We start from the raw sequence: 22,212 nt of genomic DNA on the forward strand, positions 1-22,212 counted from the left end.
TACAAACACCCCTGCCAGAACCAGACAGCCGATGCGCAGCGCGCGCTTGCGTTTTTGTTCGTTCATAGATCAACCAGACTCCTTGCCTTGCTTATTAGTTGTGGGGAATGGGGATGCAGCTCCGAGGGTTCACAGCGTTGGCCTTGGAACCGCCCTTCCACACCTCCAGATGCAGGTGGTTTCCGGTGGAATTGCCGGTGGTGCCCACATAACCGATCAGTTCGCCCTGCTTCACATACTTGCCCGCACTGGTAGCCACCGAGCGCATGTGCGCATACAGGGTGGTATAGGTATTGCCATCGGACATTTTGCCGTGGTAGATGATAACGTAGTTGCCGTAGCCGCCGGTAGACCAACCTGCAACCTGCACATAGCCGCTGGCGGCTGCGTAGATAGGCGTGCCGCCGGCTGCCGCAAAGTCGGTACCGGCATGGAGTTTGTTCACGCCGGAGACCGGGTTCTTACGCCAGCCGTACTCACTGGAGATGCGGCTGTAACTCTTCAGCGGGCAGGCAAAGCCGCTAAAGCTCAGCTGCGGCTTGCTGGCAGAGGCCGCGGCGATCATCTTCTGGATCTCCTTTTTCACGGCCTCGTAGTTCAACTCGTCGGATTCAATGGCTGCCTGTGCCTTCTGCTGCGCCGCCTGTGCCTCGGCAGCGGAGAGTTTTGCCGCAGAGATGCTGTTGTTCAGCTCGCTCTGCTTGCCCTTCATCTGGGCGTTCTGGCTGTCCAACTCACTCTTCTGGCTTTGCAGCTCTGCCTTTTCGGCTTCCAGACCAGCCTTCTGCTCTTCCAGCGCGGCCTTATCGTCCTCCAGCTCCTGCTTGGCGGACTTCATGTTGTTCATGATCTCGGTGTCCTTGATGGAGATATCCTGCATCACCTCGTTGAAGGTAAGCAGCTCATACAGGTCATTCACCGCACCGAGCATGGCCACACTGCCGCCGTCCCGCAGCTCCTGCATGGCAGCCATGTGCTTTTTAAAATCGTCCCACTGGTCATCGATCTCGTTCTGCTTTTGCTCGATCTGGGTCTGCTTGTCCGTGATCTGGGTCTGCATCACGCCGATCTGCTGTTCCTTCTCGCCGATGCTGTTCTGCACTGCGGCGATCTGACCGCCCAGCACGCTGATCTGATCCTGCAGAACGGTGACCCGTTCCTTCAGCTCGCTTTCCAGCGCCTTGGCGGCGGATTCCTTCTTTTTGGCGTCCGAAAGCTCCTTTTTGTGCTGGTTGATGGACTGGGAAAGCTTATCCAGCTTGCTCTGCAAGCTGGCCATACTGGTATTGCTGGTAGCCGCCGAGGCCGGGTACACCGTGGCTGTCAGCAGCAGGCAGACACAGGCCAGCCCAAGGCTGACCGCACGGATCAGCTTGCTGCGGGGGCTTTCCGGCCGGGCGTGCCGGGCGGTATAAGGGCCTGTGAGCCGGAAGGGCTTTGCGTGCATTGCTTTACTCATAAAACGCGGCTCCTTTCGGTCACACATTCAGATGTTTGCGGATAGAGAACATACTGCCCACGCCGCCTACGATAGCGCCGCTGAGCAGGCTTGTTACCACGATAGTCGGCAGCACGTTTGCCACCGGCACCAGTGCACGGCCCATGAGCATCTGCCAGATGCCGCCCAAGCCGCCAGCGGCGTTGACCACATAACTGTAACAGCCAAGGCTGACCGCTGCGGTCAATATGCCGGAGATCAGGCCCATGGTCAGGCCCTCCACAAAGAAAGGCAGGGTGACCATGCGGTTGGTAGCACCCACATACTTCATGATCTCGATCTCGCGGCGGCGGGCAAAAACGCTCAGACGGATGGTGCTGCCCACCGTGATGATGCTGACCACCATCAGCACCATCACGATCATGCGACCACCCTTGGTGACTGCCTTCTGGATCTCCACAAAGACATTGGTCATCTCCACCGGAGCAGCAACGCTGACAACGCCCGGGATGGCCTGCATCTTCACGCTCATGCGCTCCATCTGGGTCAGATCGCTCAGGGTGACCCGGTAGTTGGCCTTAAAGGGGTTGTCGTTCTCAAATTCATCCCACAGGGAGGAATAATCCTGCATATAGCCGCGGTAGGTGTCGAGCACGTCCTGCTTGGAAACGTACTGCACCCCGCTGACCCCCGGCATAGCCGAAAGGGTCTCGCCTACCTGCGCAGCGGTGGCATCATCACATTCTGGGTCCAGATAGACCACCGTCTCGTTCTGGCTGCCCAGATAGGCCACCATGCTGCCCACATTCACCTCGGCCAGACTGGCAAAGATGTTCAGCGTCATACAAACACTCAAAGAAGCGATGCAGGCAATGGTCATAGCCCAGTGCTTGCCCAAGTTGCGCACACCGCGCCGGGTAAGGAAAAAGAAGGTAGAGGGACGCATCATACGGCAGCCACCTCCTTTTTGGCAGCGGACGCATCGTCCGCATCAAAGGCGGCAACATCCAGCGAAAGATCATCCTCGGCGGCGGCCACGGGGTCTGCGGGCACGTCCGAGACGATGCGCCCATGGCTCAGGGTGACCACACGCTGATGGAAACGGTGCACCAGCTCGTGCTCGTGGGTGACCACCAGCACCGTGATGCCCATTTTGCTCACCCGCTCCAGCAGCTGCATCATTTCCAGGCTCAGCTCCGGGTCAATGTTGCCGGTGGGCTCATCTGCAATGACCAGCTTGGGGTTATGCACCAGCGCACGCGCCACAGCCACACGCTGCTGCTCGCCGCCGGAAAGGGTATCCGGGTAGCACTTGGCCTTATCCTCCAGATGCACCAGCTCCAGAATGTACTCCACGCGGGGACGGATCTCCTTGTGGGGCACGTTGAGGACGTGCATGGCAAAGGCCACGTTCTCGTACACGGTCATGCTTGGGATCAGCCGGAAGTCCTGAAAGATGATGCCCATCTGACGGCGCAGGTAAGGGATCTTGTGGCGGCGCAGCTTGGCTACGTCCTTACCCAGCACGGTCACCTTGCCGGAGGTAGGCAGTGCCTCCCGCAGAATCAGCTTGAGCAGGGTGGATTTGCCTGCGCCGGAGTGACCCAGCAGAAAGACGAACTCGCCTTCATCCACATGGAAGTTGATATCCTCCAGTGCAAGGCGGCCGCCCTTTTTATATTCTTTGGAAACGTGTTCAAAATCGATCATGGAATCGTATTAGCTCCTGACATCAAGATTTTTGACGGTCAAGACAGCCCGTCCGCAGCCCGTACTGCAAAAAGAACCGGCCAGCATCGGTTTCGAGCGGCCGGTTCGACGCCGGCGGGGCAAAACCCGCACAGCGGAATATCAGTATTTGGCCGGGTTGTTGGACAGGTACTTCTTTACCATCAGCGCTACCTTAAAGACGATAGCGTCGTCGAACTCACGCAGATCCAGACCGGTCAGCTTTTTGATCTTTTCCAGACGATACACCAGCGTGTTGCGGTGCACAAACAGGCCGCGGCTGGTCTCGGACACATTCAGGTTGTTCTCGAAGAAGCGCTGGATGGTGAACAAAGTCTCCTGATCCAGGCTTTCGATGCTGCCCTGTTTGAACACCTCGCGCAGGAACATCTCGCACACGGTGGTAGGCAGCTGGTAGATCAGACGAGCAATGCCCAGGTTATCGTAGCGGATGATCTGCTTTTCGGTATCGAACACCTTGCTCACTTCCATGGCGATCTGGGCTTCCTTAAAGGAGGTAGCCAGATCCTTCACGTTGGCAATGGGGGTGCCAATGCCGACCACGGCCTTGATGTAGTGTTCGCCGGAGAGGGTATCCACAATGCTGGCGGCCAGCTTTTCCATATCGGTGCGGTCGATGCCCTTGCGGATCTCCTTAACCAGCACGGTGTCGGTCTCGCTGATATTGAACACAAAGTCCTTCTGCTTATCGGGGAACAGGCTGCTGACCACATCGTAGGCAGAGATATCGCCGCCGCTGATCACCCGCACGATGAACACCACGCGGGAAACATCGGTGGCAAAGTGCAGCTCCCGTGCCTTGGCGTAGATATCGCCGGGCAGGATGTTGTCCAGCACCACGTTCTTGATAAAGTTGGACTTATCGAACTTTTCGTCGTGGTACTGCTTGATGCTCTGCAGGCTGATGGCCAGCACACCGGCAAACTGCCCTGCAGTCTCGTCGGCGCCCTCCACGAACACGGCATAATCGTTATGCTTGGCATTGGAGAACTGCTGGTAAGTATAGCCGTCGCGCACAAAGCGGTCGCCTGCGGTCAGACGCTCGGCCATATAGCCCTCGCGCACCTCGCCGATCAGGTTCAGCTCCGAGCAGGAAATGACAGCGCCAGTCTCATCCACAACGCCGACCACCCGATTGATTGCGTCCTTCATCTGGTAGATCACGCTTTGAAATACTCTATTGGCCATAAATGGATACCCCTTTTCCTCGTTTGTGCAAGCCGCGGCGGCATGGGTTGTGATTTTAAACAATTTAGCCGCATTACAATCTATATTTTACACAAAAGAATTTACTTTTGCAACAGATTTCAACAAAAAAAATAATTCTTTCTTGTTGAAATTATCTTTCGGGGCCATTTTTTGCCAAAAAAGTGCCTTTTTGCGTGGTTCTTACCGTTATTTTACCGGTAAATTGTGATACATTTTTGAAAGTCGCGTGAAAAGTGCAGTGTTTTATCTGGTAATTTTTGCCACTTCTTCGTCAGAAAGCTCTCGCCACTGCCCCGGGGCAAGCTGCGCATCCAGTGCAAGGCCGCCAATCGCCTCCCGGTGCAAAGCATTCACCCCGGCACCGTACACACCGAACATCCGTTTGATCTGGTGGTACACCCCCTGCCGCAGCACTACCCGCACGGTGCATCCGTCCGGGGAAAGGGCGGTCACCTCGGCGGGCGAAAGAGCAGTGCCGTCTGCCAACGTGACCCCCGCCGCAAAGCCGGTGCACATCTCCTGCGTGAGCGGAGTGTCAATGGTCACAGTGTAGGTCTTGGAAACATGGTGCCGGGGGGACAGAATATCGTGGGCAAAGCCGCCGTCATCGGTCAGCAGCACAAAGCCGGTGCTGGTCTTATCCAGCCGCCCGGCCGGAAACAGCTCCCGCCGGGGGTAGGCGTCCCCTACCAGGTCCACCACGGTGGTGTCCCGCTTATCAGTGGAGGCGCTCACCACCCCCTCGGGCTTATTGAGCATGAGGTAGACGAACTTCTGATAGCGCAGCGGCGCGCCGTCCACCGTCACCGTGTCGTTATCCTTCAGCTGGGTGTCCCCTTTTTTGCACACCGCGCCGTTCACCTGCACGCGCCCCTTTGCCAGCATGGTTTTGGCCTCGCTGCGGGTGCACTGGGCAGTTTCGGCCAGATATTTATCCAAACGCATAAGCGGTTCTCCTTTGTTGATGATGCCCTCAGTGTAACATGACAGACAAAATCGTGCAAGGCACAAACGCAAAAAGGAGAAGCCCGTAGGCTTCTCCTTTTTGCAATTGATCCTATTATCAGACGCTCAGGGAGGCGTGCTGCTCCACATCCTCGGGGTCAGCATCGAAGATGGGCTGCAGGACGTTGGCGATAAACTCCTCCACCTGCTGGGGTGCACGGCCCACAAAGTTCTCCGGCACAAGCCCCGCCACGATCTCCTCGCGGGTCAGGCCAAAGGCCGGGTCTGCGGCAATGCGGTCCACCATATCGTTGGGCAGGCCCTCTTCCTTGACCTGCTTACCGGCGGCGATGGCGTGCTGGCGCAGGCGCTCGTGCAGCTCCTGACGGTTGCCGCCCTTTTCCACAGCCTGCATCATGATGTTCTCGCTGGCCATGAAGGGCAGCTCGGCCATCAGGCGGCTGCGCACCACCTTGGGGTACACCACCAGACCATCGGTGACGTTGAGCATGATGTTCAGGATGGCATCAGTGGCAAGGAAGCCCTCGGCCATAGCCACGCGCTTGTTGGCGCTGTCGTCCAGCGTGCGCTCAAACCACTGGGTGCCGGTGGTAAAGCTGGGGTTCAACACATCCACCATCAGGTAGCGGGCAAGGGCGCAGATGCGCTCGCAGCGCATGGGGTTACGCTTATAGGGCATAGCGGAAGAACCGATCTGGTTCTTCTCAAACGGCTCCTCCATCTCCTTGAAGTTTGCCAGCAGGCGCAGGTCGGTGGCAAACTTCATGCAGCTCTGGCCAATACCGGCCAGTGCGTTCAGGATAAAGGCATCCACCTTGCGGCTGTAAGTCTGGCCGGACACCGGCACAACGGCCTTGGGGTCAAAGCCCATCTCCTTTGCAATGGAAGCATCCACGGCACGGATCTTGTCGGCATCGCCCTTGAACAGCTCCATAAAGGAAGCCTGCGTACCGGTGGTGCCCTTGACACCGCGCAGCTGCAGGGTAGCCAGACGATGGTCGATCTCGGCCAGATCCATCACCAGCTCGTTGGCCCACAGGGTAGCGCGTTTGCCCACAGTGGTGGGCTGTGCGGGCTGGCAGTGGGTGTAGGCCATGCAGGGCATATCCTTGTACTCCTTGGCAAAGTGTGCCAGCTTTGCCAGCACACCCACCAGCTTTTTGCGCACCAGCTCCAGACCCTGCCGCATCACGATGATATCGGTGTTGTCGCCCACATAGCAGCTGGTGGCACCCAGATGGATGATGCCGGCTGCCTTGGGGCACTGCTGGCCGTAGGCGTAGACATGGCTCATGACGTCGTGGCGCACCAGCTTTTCCCGCTCGATGGCCACTTCGTAGTTGATATCGTCCACATGGGCTTCCAGCTCAGCTACCATATCCGGGGTGATGTTGGTCAGACCCTGATCCATTTCGGCACGAGCCAGCGCCACCCACAGCCGCCGCCAGGTGCGGAACTTGTTGTCGTCCGAGAAGATGTACTGCATCTCATCGGAAGCGTAGCGGGTGGAAAAAGGGCTGATATAGCGATCATGCTGTGACATTGGTTGTTTTCCTCCTGAAAATAACCCTCTCAGTCTCGCTTCGCTCGCCAGCTCCCCCGAGGTGGGGAGCTTTTTGCGCTCTGCCGGTCAGTACCGGAAAACCTCCCCCTTTCGGGGGAGGTGGCACGCCGCAGGCGTGACGGAGAGGGTTTTCTTCTTATTCTACCATCAAACCTTGAAATAGTCCACGCCGCCCTCAAAGATCGGCTGGTATTTATCGCCGGTGACGTTCTTGTACAGGTATTCGCCGCTGCGCTCCGAGTGACCCATCTTGCCGAACACGCGGCCGTCCGGGCTGGTGATGCCCTCAATAGCCAGCACCGAGCCGTTGGGGTTGAAGCTCTGATCCATGGTGGGCACGCCGGTCAGATCCACATACTGGGTAGCCACCTGACCGTTGCGCAGCATGGTGTCCAGCACCTCCTGCGGAGCCACAAAGCGGCCCTCGCCGTGGCTGATGGCGATGGTGTGCATCTCGCCCACCTCGCACTTGCTAAGCCACGGGCTGCCGGTGGAAGCCACGCGGGTATGTACCAGCATGCTCTGGTGACGGCCGATGGTGTTGAAGGTCAGGGTGGGGTCGCAGGCGGTGATGGGACGGATATCGCCGTAGGGCACCAGACCCAGCTTGATCAGAGCCTGGAAGCCGTTGCAAATGCCCAGCATCAGGCCATCGCGCTGCTGCAGCAGACGGCGCACAGCCTCGGTGACCGCAGGATTGCGGAAGAAGGAGGCGATGAACTTGGCGCTGCCGTCCGGCTCGTCGCCGCCGGAGAAGCCGCCGGGCAGCATGACGATCTGGCTTGCGTCAATGGCCTTGACCAGTGCCTTGCAGCTCTCGGCAACGTCGGCGGGGGTCAGGTTGCGCACCACCAGAATTTCGGGGTCGGCACCGGCGCGGGCAAAGGCCTTGGCGGTGTCATACTCGCAGTTGGTGCCGGGGAACACCGGGATGATAACCTTGGGCTTTGCCACACCGATCTTGGGTGCGGCGGGAGCGGTCAGGCTACCGTTGATCTTCTCCACGGCAGGGCCGGCCTTGCGGTAGGGATACACAGGCTCCAGCTTGCTCTCCCAGATCTCCTGCAGTTCGGCCATATCCAGCTTTTCGCCGCAGGACTCAAAGGTGTACTCCTTGGTGGTCTCGCCCAGCAGCATACCGGCGGGAGAATCGGACACCATTTCCAGAATGATGGAACCATACATGGGCTCAAACATCTGATGGGTGGTCATGTCCGCACGCATCTTGAAGCCGATGCGGTTGCCCAGACCCATCTTGAACAGTGCCTCGGCAATGCCGCCGTAGCCCACGGAGCAGGCGGAGGCGACCATGCCTTCTTCGATCATGTTCTCCACGATCTTGTAGTTGGCCTTCAGGGAGAAGAAGTTGGGGCAGCCGGTCTCCGGGTCGATGATGGGGCGCACGAGCACCACGGTGCTCTCGGGCTTCTTGAACTCGGTGGAGACTACGCGGCTTGCCTTGCCGATGGCGGTGGCAAAAGACACCAGCGTGGGGGGCACATCCAGCTGCTCAAAGGAGCCGGACATACTGTCCTTGCCGCCGATGGAAGCAATGCCAAGACCGATCTGCGCATCCAGTGCGCCCAGCAGGGCAGCCAGCGGCTTGCCCCAGCGCTCGGGCTTGTTGCCCAGACGCTCGAAGTACTCCTGGAAGGTCAGGTAAGCGTCCTCGTAGCGGAAGCCGGTGGCAACCAGCTTGGTCACGCTCTCAATAACAGCCATCCGTGCACCCACATACTGGTTGGCGCTCATCAGATAGGGGTTATAGCCCCATGCCATGCCGGAGCAGGTGGAGGTCTCGCCGTCCACCGGCAGCTTTGCTACCATGGCGTTCTGGGGGGTCAGCTGGTATGCACCGCCAAAGGGCATGAGCACGGTGGCAGCGCCGATGGTGGAGTCGAACCGCTCGGAAAGGCCCTTCTTGCTGCAGACGTTCAAATCGCCCACCATGGACTTCATCTTCTGGCTGAAGGTCAGGCCTGCCCACTGGGGCTGCCAGACGCTGCCCTTTTCCACATGGACGTTCTGGTGCTTCTCTGCACCGTTGGAGTTCAGGAACTCACGGCTGATGTTCACGATGGAAACGCCGTTCCACACCATGTTCAGGCGCTTTTCCTCGGTAACCTTAGCCACAGGGGTAGCCTCGAGGTTCTCCTCGGTGGCAATGGCGATGAACTTGTCCACATCCTCCGGGGCAAGGGCCACAGCCATGCGCTCCTGGCTCTCGCTGATGGCCAGCTCGGTGCCGTCCAGACCCTCGTACTTCTTGGTGACCTTGTTCAGGTCGATGTACAGGCCGTCGGCCAGCTCACCGATGGCAACGGAAACGCCGCCGGCACCAAAGTCGTTGCAGCGCTTGATCATCTTGCAGGCGTCCTCGCGGCGGAACAGGCGCTGCAGCTTGCGCTCGATGGGCGCATTGCCCTTCTGCACCTCGGCACCGCAGTGCTCAAGGCTGTCCAGCTTGTGTGCCTTGGAGGAGCCGGTAGCGCCGCCGATGCCGTCACGGCCGGTGCGGCCGCCCAGCAACACGATCACATCGCCGGGAGCGGGGCACTCGCGGCGGACGTGGGAAGCAGGGGTAGCGCCCACAACAGCGCCGATCTCCATGCGCTTTGCCACATAGCCGGGGTGGTAGATCTCGTCCACCTGACCGGTAGCCAGACCGATCTGGTTGCCGTAGGAGGAGTAACCGGCGGCTGCGGTGGTGACCAGCTTACGCTGGGGCAGCTTGCCGGGCATGGTCTCGCTGACCGGCTTGAGCGGGTCGCCTGCACCGGTGACGCGCATAGCCTGATAGACGTAGCTGCGGCCGGACAGCGGGTCGCGGATGGCACCGCCGATGCAGGTGGCAGCGCCGCCGAAGGGCTCGATCTCGGTGGGGTGGTTGTGAGTCTCGTTCTTGAACAGGAACAGCCAGTCCTCATCCTTGCCGTTGACGTCGCACTTGATCTTGACGGTGCAGGCGTTGATCTCCTCAGACTCGTCCAGATTCTTCAGGATACCCTGCTTCTTCAGCTCCTTGGCGCCAATGGTGGCAAGGTCCATCATGCAGCGGGGCTTGTTCTCGCGGCCCAGCTCGGTGCGCATAGCCATGTAGCGGTCAAAGGCCTCCTGCACCACGGCGTCATCGATCTGCACATCGTCCAGAATGGTGCCAAAGGTGGTGTGGCGGCAGTGATCGGACCAGTAGGTGTCGATCATCTTGATCTCGGTGATGGTGGGGTCGCGCTGCTCGGTGCGGAAGTACTCCTGGCAGAACTTGATGTCCCCCAGATCCATGGCCAGACCCTTTTCCTCAATGAACTTGGCAAGGCCAGCCTCGTCCAGCTGGTTGAAGCCCTCCAGCACTGCCACGGCAGCGGGCACAGGGTAATCCATCTTCAGGGTTTCTTTGGTCTCCAGAGAAGCCTCGCGGGCTTCCACAGGGTTGATGACATACTTCTTGATCTCGGCCACCTGCTCGGGGGTCAGAGCACCCTCCAGCAGGTAGACGCGGGCAGAGCGCACCAGCGGGCGCTCGCCCTGACTGATGAGCTGGATGCACTCGGCAGCAGAAGCTGCGCGCTGGTCGAACTGGCCGGGCAGATACTCCACCGCGAAGGACACGCCCTCGGCAGCGGGCAGCTCGGCGTAGGTGTTATCCACCGGCGGCTCGCTGAACACGGTGCTGACGCACTGGTTGAACAGTGCTTCGTCGATGCCTTCCACATCGTAGCGGTTCAGCAGGCGCAGACCGGTCAGGTCCTTGATGCCCAGCAGGCTGGTGAGTTCGTTTTTCAGACCGTTGGCCTCGACATCAAAGCCGGGCTTTTTTTCCACATAAATACGATAGACCATTGGGTAGGTTCCCCCTTTGTATTCTTTCTTACTGCTTCTCTGCCAGCGCTTTCAGGGCACGCAGGCCGATATCGCTGCGCTTGTGCAGCTTTTCAAAGCTGATCTTTTCGGCTGCTTCATAGGCGTGGCTCAGGGCGTTGGTCAGGCGCGGGCCGGTGGCGGTAACGCCCAGCACGCGACCGCCGTTGGTCACAAGCTGGCCGTCCTCGGTGATGGCAGTGCCGGAGTGGTACACCGTCACGTTCTCCTCGTCGGGCAGCTGACCGTCCACAAGGCCGGAGATGGGCTTGCCCTTCTCGTAGGCCACAGGGTAGCCGCCGGAGGCCAGAATCACACAGGCCGCAGCACCATCGGAGAACTTGACCTCCTGCTGTGCCAGCGTGCCGTCGGTGCAGGACTGCATGATGTGCAGCAGGTCGCTTTCCAGCAACGGCAGCACCACCTGCGTTTCGGGGTCGCCGAAGCGGCAGTTATACTCGATGACCTTGGGGCCGTCCGGGGTGAGCATGAGGCCGAAGTACAGGCAGCCCTTGAAGGGGCAGCCCTCGGCGTTCATGGCGCGGATGGTGGGCAGGAAGATCTTTTCCATGCACTCCGCAGCCACCTCCGGGGTGTAGTAGGGGTTGGGGGCAATGGTGCCCATGCCGCCGGTGTTCAGGCCGGTATCGTGGTCGTTGGCGCGCTTATGGTCCATGCTGGAGACCATGGGCTTGACCACCTTGCCGTCCGTAAAGCTCAGCACGCTGACCTCCGGCCCGGTGAGGAACTCTTCCACCACCACATGGTTGCCGGATGCGCCGAACTTTTTGTCCAGCATGATCTCCTTAACGCCGTCGGCGGCCTGCTGCTCGTTTTCGCAGATGAGCACGCCCTTACCCAGTGCAAGGCCGTCTGCCTTGATGACCACCGGGTACTTACCCTCGGCGCGGATGTAGTCCATAACCTTTGCGGGGTCATCGAAGGTCTCGTACTTTGCGGTGGGGATGCCATATTTCTTCATCAGGTCCTTGGAGAACACCTTGGAAGCCTCGATGCGGGCAGCGGCCTTGTCCGGGCCAAAGGCGGGGATGCCCACCTTTGCCAGTGCGTCCACCATGCCCAGTGCAAGGGGGTCGTCCTGTGCCACTACAACGTAATCGAACTTTTCTTCCACTGCAAAGCCCACCATGGTATCCACATCGGTGGCCTTGATGTTCTTGCACTTGGCATCATAGCTGATGCCGCCGTTGCCCGGTGCGCACCAGATCTCGCCGCAGTCGGGGCTCTTTTTCAGTGCCTTGATGATGGCGTGCTCGCGGCCGCCGCCGCCCACTACCAAGATTTTTTCAGCCATATCATTCACCTTCCCGTTTTTGAATGACCCTCTCAGTCATTGCTGCGCAATGCCAGCTCCCCCGAAAGGGGGAGCTTTTTCCGCTGACGGCAGGTGCCGCGTTCAACGGAGGGAGCATTCCTGCCCGTTTTCCCGCATAAAGCTCCCCCCTCGGGGGAGCTGTCGCCGTCAGGCGACTGAGAGGGTTCGTTCCTTTTTCCTTAGTGATGGAACAGCCGCAGGCCGCAGAAGGCCATGGCGATGCCGTACTTGTTGCAGGTGTCGATGACCTGCTGGTCGCGGATGGAGCCGCCGGGCTGCACGATGGCAGTCACGCCGGAGCGGCGGGCACGCTCGATGTTGTCGCCGAAGGGGAAGAAAGCGTCCGAACCAAGGCAAACACCGGTCACCTTGCTGAGGTAGGCCTTCTTTTCCTCGGCGGTCAGCGGCTCGGGCTGGCGGGTAAAGGTCTCGGCCCAGACGTCATCACCAATGACATCCTCCGGGGTATCGCCGATGTAAACATCAATGGCGTTGTCGCGGTTGGGCTTTGCCACATCGTCGCGGAAGGGCAGGTTCAGCACCTTATCCATGTGGCGCAGCTGCCAGTTGTCGGCCTTCTGACCGGCCAGACGGGTGCAGTGGATGCGGCTCTGCTGGCCGGCACCCACGCCGATGGTCTGACCATTGTAGGTGTAGCACACGCTGTTAGACTGGGTGTACTTCAGGGTGATAAGGGCAATGACGAGGTCGCGCTTCTGCTCCTCGGTTACGTCCTTGTTCTCGGTGACCCAGTTGTTCAGCATGGTGTCAGCGTTGATGACCAGTTCGTTGCGGCCCTGCTCGAAGGTGATGCCGTACACCTGCTTATGCTCGATGGGAGCGGGCTTATAGGCGGGGTCGATGGCGACCACATTGTAGTTGCCCTTCTTTTTGCCGGACAGGATGGCCAGTGCCTCCGGCTCGTAGCCCGGGGCGATGATACCGTCAGAGACTTCGTGCTGGATCAGCTTTGCGGTGGGCACATCGCAGATGTCAGACAGGGCGATCCAGTCGCCGAAGGAAGACATCCGGTCTGCGCCGCGGGCGCGGGCGTAGGCGCAAGCCAGCGGGGAGAGCTCGGTCTCCGGGGCAATGTGGTACATCCGGCGCTCCACCTCGGTCAGGGGCAGACCCAGTGCTGCACCCGCCGGGGAAACGTGCTTGAAGGAAGCCGCTGCGGGCAGACCGCAGGCAGTCTTTAACTCCTTGACCAGCTGGATGGAGTTGAGGGCATCCAGAAAGTTGATGTAGCCGGGCTTGCCGTTCAGCACGGTAACGGGCAGGTCGGAGCCATCTTCCATATAAATGCGGCTGGGCTTCTGGTTGGGGTTGCAGCCGTACTTCAGTGCGAGTTCATTCATTGGTGCATCCTCCTTATATCCTAAGGTTTACTCTTATTCTTCCTCGGCGTCAAGCTTTTTGAGCAGTTCCAGCTCCTCGGGCAGCAGCTCCGGCTCCTCAGGGTCGTCAAAGTCGCTGCACACCGGATCATATTTATTAAAGATCATATCGCCGCTCTCGCCGGTGTCCAGATCAATGACCCGGGCAAACAGGCTCACCTTGTTGTCCAGATTCAGGCTGCTCCACATATCGTGGGCAAAATCACCGATGGTGCGGGGGCAGGCAAAGCGCAAAGGCTCACCTTCAAAGCTGGGGATGGGGTTGCCGTTGTGCTTGTAGGTGCTGATGAAGTGGCCCTCGCCTGCAACAGGCTGGGGGTAATCAAAGAAATAGCGCTGCACGCTGTCACCGTTGCCATCGGCAGACTTGAGGATGCTCATCTGGTAGCTGCCGTCGGCGTACACCACAGCGGAGATGCGGGGGGTGTAGTTGGGACCGTCCGGCTCAAAGGTGCGGGTGCGCAGGGCGTCGGCAAAGCTCTTGCCCTGGCTCATCAGGTCGTAGATGGTATCGGTCTGGTCGCCGTTGGTCACGATATGGGTCTTGCCAAGGGTCAGCACCGGGTTATAAATGATCAGGCTGGGATCCTCCAGCTTTGCGGGGTCGGCTGCAACGGTGCAGATGCCGCCGCGCTCGGGCACAGGGTCAAACACGCGGTTGCGGCTGTTCTCGCTGCGGCCCATGATAAAGTAGCCGATAAACATCTGCCGTCCGTCCGGTGCCATTGCCACAGCAATGCCGCGGCCGGGGTACTCGTTGGAGGCCAGATACTCGTTCAGGTTGATCTTTTCCATTGTTGTTCTCCCTTGCATTTTTGTTTTCAAAGAGCAACTCTCGGCTCCCCCTTTGGGGGAGCTGGCGCGTCAGCGCCTGAGAGGGCGAACCTCTTTGCGGAGGCAACTTCCCCGCCCTCTCCGTCACGGCTTACGCCGTGCCACCTCTCCCAAAGGGAGAGGCAAGAACAACGCTCTGCAAGCTTTCAGCAGATCTCTCCGCTACACACCATAGCCACCGCCTTGGGCAGCAGCTTCCATTCAGCCTGCTCCATCACCCGCTTCTGTAGCACCTCGGGGGTGTCGCCGGGCAGGATGTCCACGGCCTTCTGCAGCAGGATGGGCCCGCCGTCGCACTCCTCGTTGACAAAGTGGACGGTGGCGCCGGTCACCTTGCAGCCCCGGGCCAGTGCAGCCTCATGGGGACGCAGGCCGTACATTCCCGGCCCGCAGAAGGAAGGGATCAGCGCCGGGTGCACGTTCAGGATACGGCGCGGATAGGCCGCGATGACGCTGGGGCCCAGCACGGACAGAAAGCCCGCCAGCACCACCAGATCAATCTTGTGCGCCCGCAGTGTTTCCAGCAGCGCAGCGTCAAATTCCTCGCTGGCGGCGTAGTCCTTGCGGCGCACCACGCAGCCTTCCACACCCGCCTTTGCGGCGCGTTCCAGCGCAAAGACGCCGGGCTTGGAGGCCACTACCAGCGTGATTTTACCATTGGGGTTCTCGCCCCGGGCCTCGCTGTCCAGCAGCGCCTGCAGATTGGTGCCGCCGCCGGACACTAACACGGCAATGTTCAGCACAGCTCCACGCCCTCACCTTCTGCGATGACGCCCAGACGGTAAGCCTCCGGCTCGCCGTTGGCGTGCAGGATCTCCAGTGCCTTATCGGCCTGCTCGGCGGGCACGGTGAGCACCATGCCCACGCCCATGTTGAAGGTGTTGAACATATCGTGCTCGGAGATGCCGCCCACCTTCTGCATCAGGTGGAACAGGGCGGGGGTGCGCACATCTGCCTTGTTGATGCGGGCGCAGCAACCCTTTTTCAGGCTGCGGGGGATATTCTCGTAGAAGCCGCCGCCGGTGATGTGGGAGATACCCTTGACCTGCACCTCTTCCAGCACCTTCAGCACGGGCTTGACGTAGATCTTGGTGGGAGCCAGCAGCGCCTCGCCAAGGGTCTTGCCGCCCAGCTCGGCGGGGGTGGAGAACAGCACATCGGGGTCGGCGTCGATGTTGAACACCTTGCGCACCAGCGAGAAACCGTTGGAGTGCACACCGGTGGAGGGCAGGGCAAGGATCACGTCACCGGCTGCCATGGTCTCGTTGTTCAGGATCTTCTCCTTATCCACAACGCCCACGGTGAAACCGGCCAGATCGTACTCATCCTCCGGCATCATGCCCGGGTGCTCGGCAGTCTCGCCGCCCACCAGAGCGCAATCGGCCTGCACACAGCCCTCGGCCACGCCCTTGACGATGTTGGCGATCTTTTCCGGCACGTTGCGGCCGCAGGCGATGTAGTCCAGGAACACCAGCGGCTTTGCACCGGCGCAGATGACATCGTTGACGCACATGGCCACACAGTCGATACCAATGGTATCGTGCTTATCCATGATCATGGCCACCTTCAGCTTGGTGCCCACACCGTCGGTACCGGAGATCAGCACCGGGTGCTTGTAACCGGTGCAGTCCAGCTCAAACAGGCCGCCAAAGCCGCCCAAGCCGCCGATGCAGTGCTCGTTCATGGTACGGGCGACATACTGCTTCATCAGCTCCACAGAGCGGTAACCGGCGGTAATGTCCACGCCTGCTGCGGCGTAGCTTTCAGAATAGCTCTTTTCCATGTTCTTACTCTCCTAACTTTTTGGCGTCCTTGGGACGGTCGTTCAGGTGACGGTCGTGAATATCGGTAGAAAGCACACTTTCCGGCTCTACGGCATACTCGCCGGTAAAGCAGGCTGTGCAGAAACCGCATTTTGCGTTTTTGGCAAGCTGGACAACGTGCTCGTTGGACAAATAGCCCAGCGTATCGGCGCCGATGACCTCGTTGATCTGCTCCAGCGTGCGGCCGGTGGCCACCAGCAGCTTCTGGTCCGGGATATCGGTGCCGAAGTAGCACGGATACTTGAAGGGAGGTGCAGAGACCATAAAGTGCACCTCGGCAGCACCGGCATCCCGCAGCAGCTTGATGATGCGGGCAGATGTGGTGCCGCGCACGATGGAGTCATCCACCAGCACCACGCGCTTGCCCTTGACGGTGCTGGACACCACGTTCAGCTTGATGCGCACGCTGTTCTCGCGCTGCTTCTGGCTGCCCTGAATGAAGGTGCGGCCGATGTATTTGTTCTTGATGAAGCCGATGCCGTAGGGGATGCCGCTCTCCTGCGAGTAGCCCAGGGCTGCATCCAAGCCGGAATCCGGCACGCCGATGACCACATCGGCCTCCACGGGGTGCTCCTGTGCAAGGAAGCGGCCTGCCTGCTTGCGTGCCTCGTGCACCGAGCTGCCCTCGATGACGCTGTCCGGGCGGGCGAAGTAGATGAACTCGAACACGCACATCTGGGTGTCCGGGCGGCCGCAGTGATCCTTGATGCTGCGCAGCTCGCCGGTCTTGGTGTCCACCACCACGATCTCGCCGGGCTCCACATCCCGCAGCAGAGAAGCACCGGTGGCATCCAGTGCGCAGCTCTCGCTGGCAAAGACGTAGCCGCCGCCGGGCAGGGTGCCGATGCACAGAGGACGGTAGCCCCGGGGGTCGCGCACCGCGATGAGCTTGGTGGCAGACATGATCACAAGGCTGTATGCGCCTTCCAGCACGTCCATGGTCTTGCTGATGGCAGTCTCGATGCTGCCCATGCGCAGACGGTTGCGGGTAATGAGGTAGCAGATGACCTCGGTATCCGAGGAGCCGTGGAAGATGGCGCCCTCGTTTTCCAGCTGGCGGCGCAGCTCCACGGCGTTGGTCAGGTTGCCGTTGTGGCACAGCGCCATGGTGCCGCGGCCATGCCGGACGATCATGGGCTGGGCGTTGGCGCGGACGCGGGTGCCGGCGGTGGCGTAGCGCACATGGCCGGTGGCCATGTGTGCCGTGGTAGTGGACAGACTTGCCAGCACCTCCGGGGTGAACACCTCGTTCACAAGGCCCAGATCCCGGTGACCGGAGATCACGCCGTCATCGTTGACGGCAATACCGCAGCTCTCCTGCCCGCGGTGCTGCAGCGCATACAGCGCCGAATAAGCCGCTGCGGCCACATCCTCGGTACCGGCACGGTCGTAGATGCCGAAAACGCCGCACTCCTCATGCAGCGGATATGCAAAATCAGACATTGGTTCTCCTTTACAGCTCGTTCAGTTCGTTCTGCAGCTTTTCTTCCTTGGCTGCGATCTGCTGTGCCATGGATACGCGCTCGGCTTCCAGCTTTTCAGCCAGTGCATCATCGCTCAGTGCCAGAATTTCAGCAGCCAGCCATGCGGCGTTCTTGGCACCGTTCAGCGCCACGGTCGCCACCGGGATGCCGCTGGGCATCTGCACGGTAGCCAGCAGGGCGTCCAAGCCATCCATCGCGCCGCCCTTCATGGGGATGCCGATGACCGGCAGGGTGGTGTTGGCGGCAAAAGCTCCTGCCAGATGTGCTGCCATGCCTGCCGCGCACAGGATGACGCCAAAGCCGTTGGCCTTTGCGCTTTTTGCAAAGGCTGCTGCCTCGGCGGGGGTGCGGTGTGCCGAAAGGATGTGTGCCTCAAAGGGGATGTCCAGTGCCTTCAGCTGGGCGCAGGCACCCTTGACCACCGGCCAATCGCTGTCCGAACCCATGATCACTGCCACTTTACGAACCATTTTCCAAAGCCTCTCTTTCTCATGTCCAACAAGACCGACAAACAAAAAAGGCTGCGGTACACCTGTACCACGGCCTTTATTTCCAGTTTTTCTGTCCGCGCATTTTGCACAAGGCTGCACCATGCCCCTGATTGCAGTGAATGTGACCCCATTCCATGCGACCCGGCACCAGCAGCATCATTGAAGTTTCCCTCCGCAGTTTCCTGTGCAAGCGTTTTTTTCAGGCGGCGATGCAAGCCCGTTTTTTGGGGCATCGTCCCTGTGCTAGATACAGTTTACGGCAAAAAAACCGCTTTGCAAAGAGCGTTTGGGCAAATTCTCCCTTGTGTTCCCATGCCGTCAAAAAACTTTCGAAAGTTTTGTGCAGTTTCGCCATCCTTTTTCTTTTTAAGTATGACTTATGCAGCGGGTATATTTTATGTAAAGGCTGTGTTGATGTATCCCAGATAGAAAGCCGGATTTTTAAAAAATGATCTTTGCGGTGTCGGCGCGTGCAGCGCGGATCAGATCTGCCGGGGCACAGCACACCTGCGTACCGATGCGCCCGCCGGAAACATAGACCTTCTGCTGGGTCAGCACGCTTTCGTCAAAGACGGTGCGGTACTGCTTTTTCATGCCCACCGGGCTGCAGCCGCCCCGCACATAGCCGGTGACCTTGTTGATATCCGCCACATGGATCATTGCCACGCTCTTTTCGCCCACGCTGCGGGCAGCGGCCTTTAAGTCCAGCTCTGCCGCCACCGGAATGACGAACACAAAATAGTTTTTGCTGCTGCCCTGCGTTACCAGCGTCTTGTAAACGCAGGCAGGGCCCTCGCCCATGCTGGCGGCTACGGTCACGCCGTCCACCGCCACCCCCTCCTCGTGGGGATACTCGTGGGCGGTATAGGCCACCTTTTCCCGTTCCAGAATGCGCATTGCGTTGGTTTTAGCTTCTTTTCCCATTGTTATTCCCTCTTTTACATTTGCTCTGTTTTTATTCTACCACTTTTTCCGAAAAAATTCAAAATTTCTCTTGACTTCAGTTTCATGAAGTGATATCATAGCGTCACGCACTTCAGAGCACTGAAGTTTTACACTGCAAGCTGCGGCAAAGGAGCCGATCTCCCTCGCCGTTTTACACGATAGGAAAAGGCAAAGGAGACAAAATACTATGATCATCGTACTCAAACAGGATGCACCCGACGTACAGGTACGCGAATTCTGCCACGAGCTGGAAGATATGGGGCTGCAGATCAACGATTCCAAGGGCAGCGACACCCATATTCTGGGTCTGATCGGCGATACCAAGGCCATTGCGGAAAGCTGGGTGCTGGCAAACCCGGTGGTGGAGACCTGCCGCCGCGTGTCCGAGCCCTACAAAAAGGCCAACCGCAAGTTCCACCCGGACGACAGCGTTATCGACGTGGAAGGCGTCAAGATCGGCGGCGGCAACTTTGCAGTCATCGCCGGGCCGTGCAGCATTGAAAGCGAGGAGCAGATCACCTACTGCGCCCAGCGGGTAAAGGCGGCAGGCGCTTCCCTGCTGCGCGGCGGTGCGTTCAAGCCCCGCACCTCCCCCTACTCTTTTCAGGGTATGCGCAGTGAGGGTCTGGATCTGCTCAAGCTGGCGCGCCGCGCCACCGGTTCGCCCATCGTGACCGAGATCATGAACACCGAGCACCTGCCCCTGTTTGAAAACGTGGACCTGATCCAGGTGGGTGCCCGCAATATGCAGAATTTTGAGCTGCTCAAAGCCGTCGGACGCCAGAAAAAGCCGGTGCTGCTCAAGCGCGGCCTTGCCAACACGCTGGAAGAGTTCGTGATGAGCGCCGAGTACATCATGGCCGAGGGCAACGAGAACGTCATCCTGTGCGAGCGCGGCATCCGCACCTTCGAGACCAGTATGCGCAACACGCTGGATCTTGCCGGTGTGGTCATGCTGCACAAGATGACCCATCTGCCGGTGGTGGTGGACCCCAGCCACGCCTGCGGACACGCATGGATGGTGCCGGAGTTGGCTAAAGCTGCGGTCGCCGCCGGTGCCGACGGCCTGATGATCGAGGTGCACAACAACCCCGCCAAGGCCAAGTGCGACGGCGCTCAGAGCCTGACCCCCGACCAGTTCGATGCGCTGATGCAGTTCATCGGCAAAGAGGTGGAGTTCTTCGGCAAAAAAATGAACTGAGCCCGCCCGAAAGAATATTGTTATACACAGGGACTGCTGTGCCGACCGGGTGCAGCAGTTCTTTTTGCCGGAAAGTTCGCGCGCAGCCAAGCAGCATTTTACCTTAAATACCCCTGATTTCTGTGCACCGGCGGGTTTTCATTTTCTTTTCACGGGTTTTATGGTATACTATAGTGTATTTTGAAAAAACACTGCCGAAAGAGGTTTTAAAGATGAAAGCACACATTGCACGCAACCAGAACGCCGGGGTGCCGCTGGCGCTGGGCTGGAACCTTTCCCCCGCCGACCGGGGCAAGCTGGAGGGCATGGCACCCGCCTTTGGCATGAAGCTGCTGCCCGTTGCCCCCGCCGATGCCGGCAAGACCGTCGCCCAGCTGCTGGGCGAGGTAGAGGTAAAACCCCCCAGAACGCTGGTGCTGGAGCCCGGTGCCTATCCCCCGGCGCTGGTGCTGGCAAACTTCCGCGATAAGGACGTGGACACCCTGCTGGACCTGATGCGGCAGGCACAGGTGACCATCCCCCTCAAGGCGGTGGTCACCCCCGCAAACCGCAACTGGATGTTTGCAGACCTGCTGGCGCATCTGCAGGAGGAGCACACCGCCTTTAGCGCTGCAAAGGAGAGCCAGACCGTATGAAGAGCCGCATCACCCGCATAACCGCTGCACTGCTGGCGGCGGTGCTGAGCCTTAGCCTTCTGGCCGGCTGCAAGCCCAAAAAGGAGCTGACCCGGTACACCACCATCTTTTATGACGTATTCGACACGGTGACGCAGGTCATCGCCTACTGCGAGAGCGAGGAAGCGTTCAACACCCAGATGCAGGCGCTGCATCAGGATCTGATCGCCTACAACCAGCTCTACGATATCTACAACGACTACGACGGCGTTGTGAACGTTAAGACCATCAACGAAAACGCCGGCAAAGCCCCGGTACAGGTGGATGACCGCATTCTCTCCATGCTGGAGCTGGCGCGGCAGATGTACGACCTGACCGGCGGCAAGATCAACATTGCCATGGGCAGTGTGCTGGGCATCTGGCACGACCACCGCGAAGCCGCTGAAAAGGACGCTTCCGATGCCGACAACACCCTGCCCACGCAGGAGGAGCTGGAAGCTGCTGCCCAGCACTGCGATATCAACGGTCTTGTCATCGATGAGGACGCCAAAACGGTCTATCTGTCCGACCCGGAGATGTCGCTGGACGTGGGCAGTGTGGGCAAGGGCTACGCGGTGGAGATGGTCTGCCGCGCCGCCGAAGCCCGGGGCCTGACCAGCGCACTGGTGAGCGTGGGCGGCAACCTGCGCGCCATCGGCACAAAGCCGGACGGCAGTCAGTGGACGGGTGGCGTGGAGAATCCGTGGAACGCTTCTGAGGTGTATACCAACACCAGTTCCATCTTCGGCTCGCCCATCAACATGAGCGACCTTGCGCTGGTGACCAGCGGCGACTACCAGCGCTACTTTGTGGTGGACGGCAAGCGCTACCACCACATCATCGACCCGGACACCCTTTGGCCCGCTGCCTACTACAACGGCGTCACCGTGCTGTGCCCGGACTCCGGCATGGCAGACTGCCTGACCACTGCCCTGTTCTGTATGCCGCTGGAAGAGGGGCAGAAGCTGGTGGAGTCGCTGGACGGCGTAGAAGCCATGTGGTGCACGCCCGATAAGCAGGCCACCACCTCCAGCGGCTGGGACAGCCACCTGAAAAAGTAAGTTTTTTGCAGGTGGGACGATCAAAATGGCCTCCGCGTGCGCTCTGGCCATCTTCAGCGGAAAAATTATTTTTTATTTCGGAATAGCGGAGCGTCTGCGGACGCTCCGCTATTCCCTTTTCACAGAAGGGGTCGTAAAGGACAACGGCATTGCACCCCCTCCCGTGAAAAAGTTTTTCCGAAAAGTCCGCAGACTTTTCG

General features: G+C 59.6%; 19 protein-coding genes. 4 read left to right on the forward strand and 15 right to left on the reverse strand.

Annotation, left to right across the window (positions count from 1 at the left end):
• Positions 1 to 94: 94 nt before the first annotated feature.
• From C7J97_RS05405 to C7J97_RS05420, 4 genes are all read right to left on the reverse strand, one after another.
• Positions 95 to 1,459 (reverse strand): murein hydrolase activator EnvC family protein, encoded by a 1,365-nt coding sequence (locus tag C7J97_RS05405; RefSeq protein ID WP_113992918.1) that lies wholly within the window; start codon positions 1,457 to 1,459, stop codon positions 95 to 97.
• Between the two features lie 19 nt (positions 1,460 to 1,478).
• Entirely contained in the window at positions 1,479 to 2,387 is a 909-nt protein-coding gene (locus C7J97_RS05410; RefSeq protein ID WP_113992919.1) for a cell division protein FtsX, read from the reverse strand.
• Positions 2,384 to 3,148 carry a cell division ATP-binding protein FtsE gene (gene ftsE, locus C7J97_RS05415; protein ID WP_113992920.1) on the reverse strand — a complete coding sequence of 255 codons (765 nt, stop codon included), beginning with the start codon at positions 3,146 to 3,148 and terminating at the stop codon, positions 2,384 to 2,386. Before ftsE ends, C7J97_RS05410 begins: the two co-directional genes overlap by 4 nt.
• 141 nt (positions 3,149 to 3,289) lie before the next feature.
• Positions 3,290 to 4,375 carry a PucR family transcriptional regulator gene (locus tag C7J97_RS05420; RefSeq protein WP_005922289.1) on the reverse strand — a complete coding sequence of 362 codons (1,086 nt, stop codon included), beginning with the start codon at positions 4,373 to 4,375 and terminating at the stop codon, positions 3,290 to 3,292.
• A 49-nt stretch (positions 4,376 to 4,424) separates the two neighbouring features.
• On the opposite strand from C7J97_RS05420, the gene C7J97_RS14830 reads away from it, so the two are divergent.
• Positions 4,425 to 4,604 carry a hypothetical protein gene (locus C7J97_RS14830; RefSeq protein WP_005922290.1) on the forward strand — a complete coding sequence of 60 codons (180 nt, stop codon included), beginning with the start codon at positions 4,425 to 4,427 and terminating at the stop codon, positions 4,602 to 4,604.
• A gap of 35 nt (positions 4,605 to 4,639) precedes the next feature.
• Here the strand turns inward: C7J97_RS14830 and C7J97_RS05425 are convergent, their stop codons facing one another.
• The 11 genes from C7J97_RS05425 to ybaK all read right to left on the reverse strand — a co-directional run bounded on the left by C7J97_RS05425 (position 4,640) and on the right by ybaK (position 19,076).
• On the reverse strand, positions 4,640 to 5,341 hold the full coding sequence (locus C7J97_RS05425; protein ID WP_113992921.1) for a pseudouridine synthase: 702 nt from the start codon (positions 5,339 to 5,341) through the stop codon (positions 4,640 to 4,642).
• Positions 5,342 to 5,459: 118 nt separating this feature from the next.
• Positions 5,460 to 6,905 (reverse strand): adenylosuccinate lyase, encoded by a 1,446-nt coding sequence (gene purB, locus C7J97_RS05430; RefSeq protein WP_015538205.1) that lies wholly within the window; start codon positions 6,903 to 6,905, stop codon positions 5,460 to 5,462.
• Between the two features lie 168 nt (positions 6,906 to 7,073).
• Positions 7,074 to 10,766, reverse strand: coding sequence for a phosphoribosylformylglycinamidine synthase (locus C7J97_RS05435; RefSeq protein ID WP_113992922.1), 3,693 nt, complete (start codon positions 10,764 to 10,766; stop codon positions 7,074 to 7,076).
• A gap of 28 nt (positions 10,767 to 10,794) precedes the next feature.
• A complete protein-coding gene (gene purD / locus C7J97_RS05440; protein WP_097786041.1) occupies positions 10,795 to 12,099 on the reverse strand; it encodes a phosphoribosylamine--glycine ligase in 1,305 nt (434 codons plus the stop codon).
• A 200-nt stretch (positions 12,100 to 12,299) separates the two neighbouring features.
• On the reverse strand, positions 12,300 to 13,481 hold the full coding sequence (locus tag C7J97_RS05445) for a phosphoribosylaminoimidazolecarboxamide formyltransferase (RefSeq protein ID WP_113992923.1): 1,182 nt from the start codon (positions 13,479 to 13,481) through the stop codon (positions 12,300 to 12,302).
• Between the two features lie 33 nt (positions 13,482 to 13,514).
• Positions 13,515 to 14,315 carry an IMP cyclohydrolase gene (locus C7J97_RS05450; RefSeq protein WP_005922296.1) on the reverse strand — a complete coding sequence of 267 codons (801 nt, stop codon included), beginning with the start codon at positions 14,313 to 14,315 and terminating at the stop codon, positions 13,515 to 13,517.
• Between the two features lie 185 nt (positions 14,316 to 14,500).
• Positions 14,501 to 15,097 carry a phosphoribosylglycinamide formyltransferase gene (gene purN / locus C7J97_RS05455; RefSeq protein WP_113992924.1) on the reverse strand — a complete coding sequence of 199 codons (597 nt, stop codon included), beginning with the start codon at positions 15,095 to 15,097 and terminating at the stop codon, positions 14,501 to 14,503.
• On the reverse strand, positions 15,091 to 16,137 hold the full coding sequence (gene purM, locus C7J97_RS05460; protein WP_015538200.1) for a phosphoribosylformylglycinamidine cyclo-ligase: 1,047 nt from the start codon (positions 16,135 to 16,137) through the stop codon (positions 15,091 to 15,093). The genes purN and purM overlap by 7 nt, the downstream gene beginning before the upstream one ends.
• A gap of 4 nt (positions 16,138 to 16,141) precedes the next feature.
• Positions 16,142 to 17,620: an amidophosphoribosyltransferase gene (purF, locus tag C7J97_RS05465; protein ID WP_113992925.1), complete on the reverse strand. Its 1,479-nt coding sequence runs from the start codon at positions 17,618 to 17,620 to the stop codon at positions 16,142 to 16,144.
• 10 nt (positions 17,621 to 17,630) lie between these two features.
• Entirely contained in the window at positions 17,631 to 18,131 is a 501-nt protein-coding gene (purE, locus tag C7J97_RS05470) for a 5-(carboxyamino)imidazole ribonucleotide mutase (RefSeq protein WP_055185360.1), read from the reverse strand.
• A 462-nt stretch (positions 18,132 to 18,593) separates the two neighbouring features.
• Positions 18,594 to 19,076 carry a Cys-tRNA(Pro) deacylase gene (gene ybaK, locus C7J97_RS05475; RefSeq protein ID WP_113992926.1) on the reverse strand — a complete coding sequence of 161 codons (483 nt, stop codon included), beginning with the start codon at positions 19,074 to 19,076 and terminating at the stop codon, positions 18,594 to 18,596.
• Between the two features lie 208 nt (positions 19,077 to 19,284).
• On the opposite strand from ybaK, the gene aroF reads away from it, so the two are divergent.
• The 3 genes from aroF (at position 19,285) to C7J97_RS05490 (ending at position 22,012) form a co-directional block, all read left to right on the forward strand.
• Positions 19,285 to 20,298: a 3-deoxy-7-phosphoheptulonate synthase gene (aroF, locus tag C7J97_RS05480; protein ID WP_015538196.1), complete on the forward strand. Its 1,014-nt coding sequence runs from the start codon at positions 19,285 to 19,287 to the stop codon at positions 20,296 to 20,298.
• A gap of 212 nt (positions 20,299 to 20,510) precedes the next feature.
• Positions 20,511 to 20,933 (forward strand): DUF3783 domain-containing protein, encoded by a 423-nt coding sequence (locus tag C7J97_RS05485; protein WP_113992927.1) that lies wholly within the window; start codon positions 20,511 to 20,513, stop codon positions 20,931 to 20,933.
• Positions 20,930 to 22,012: an FAD:protein FMN transferase gene (locus C7J97_RS05490; RefSeq protein WP_113998215.1), complete on the forward strand. Its 1,083-nt coding sequence runs from the start codon at positions 20,930 to 20,932 to the stop codon at positions 22,010 to 22,012. The genes C7J97_RS05485 and C7J97_RS05490 overlap by 4 nt, the downstream gene beginning before the upstream one ends.
• Positions 22,013 to 22,212 lie beyond the last annotated feature (200 nt).

The sequence above is a fragment of the Faecalibacterium prausnitzii genome (assembly GCF_003324185.1).
Taxonomy (GTDB): Bacteria; Bacillota; Clostridia; order Oscillospirales; family Ruminococcaceae; genus Faecalibacterium; species Faecalibacterium prausnitzii.

What these genes read in the sequence shown, in the direction of transcription:
- C7J97_RS05410 (WP_113992919.1), bottom strand. Translation starts at nt 2,387, where the DNA reads ATGATGCGTCCCTCTACCTTCTTTTTCCTTACCCGGCGCGGTGTGCGC.
- purE (WP_055185360.1), bottom strand. Translation starts at nt 18,131, where the DNA reads ATGGTTCGTAAAGTGGCAGTGATCATGGGTTCGGACAGCGATTGGCCG.
- purB (WP_015538205.1), bottom strand. Translation starts at nt 6,905, where the DNA reads ATGTCACAGCATGATCGCTATATCAGCCCTTTTTCCACCCGCTACGCT.
- C7J97_RS05445 (WP_113992923.1), bottom strand. Translation starts at nt 13,481, where the DNA reads ATGAATGAACTCGCACTGAAGTACGGCTGCAACCCCAACCAGAAGCCC.
- ftsE (WP_113992920.1), bottom strand. Translation starts at nt 3,148, where the DNA reads ATGATCGATTTTGAACACGTTTCCAAAGAATATAAAAAGGGCGGCCGC.
- C7J97_RS05490 (WP_113998215.1), top strand. Translation starts at nt 20,930, where the DNA reads ATGAAGAGCCGCATCACCCGCATAACCGCTGCACTGCTGGCGGCGGTG.
- C7J97_RS05435 (WP_113992922.1), bottom strand. Translation starts at nt 10,766, where the DNA reads ATGGTCTATCGTATTTATGTGGAAAAAAAGCCCGGCTTTGATGTCGAG.
- C7J97_RS05420 (WP_005922289.1), bottom strand. Translation starts at nt 4,375, where the DNA reads ATGGCCAATAGAGTATTTCAAAGCGTGATCTACCAGATGAAGGACGCA.
- C7J97_RS05425 (WP_113992921.1), bottom strand. Translation starts at nt 5,341, where the DNA reads ATGCGTTTGGATAAATATCTGGCCGAAACTGCCCAGTGCACCCGCAGC.
- C7J97_RS05485 (WP_113992927.1), top strand. Translation starts at nt 20,511, where the DNA reads ATGAAAGCACACATTGCACGCAACCAGAACGCCGGGGTGCCGCTGGCG.
- purM (WP_015538200.1), bottom strand. Translation starts at nt 16,137, where the DNA reads ATGGAAAAGAGCTATTCTGAAAGCTACGCCGCAGCAGGCGTGGACATT.
- C7J97_RS05450 (WP_005922296.1), bottom strand. Translation starts at nt 14,315, where the DNA reads ATGGAAAAGATCAACCTGAACGAGTATCTGGCCTCCAACGAGTACCCC.
- aroF (WP_015538196.1), top strand. Translation starts at nt 19,285, where the DNA reads ATGATCATCGTACTCAAACAGGATGCACCCGACGTACAGGTACGCGAA.
- ybaK (WP_113992926.1), bottom strand. Translation starts at nt 19,076, where the DNA reads ATGGGAAAAGAAGCTAAAACCAACGCAATGCGCATTCTGGAACGGGAA.
- purD (WP_097786041.1), bottom strand. Translation starts at nt 12,099, where the DNA reads ATGGCTGAAAAAATCTTGGTAGTGGGCGGCGGCGGCCGCGAGCACGCC.
- C7J97_RS05405 (WP_113992918.1), bottom strand. Translation starts at nt 1,459, where the DNA reads ATGAGTAAAGCAATGCACGCAAAGCCCTTCCGGCTCACAGGCCCTTAT.
- purF (WP_113992925.1), bottom strand. Translation starts at nt 17,620, where the DNA reads ATGTCTGATTTTGCATATCCGCTGCATGAGGAGTGCGGCGTTTTCGGC.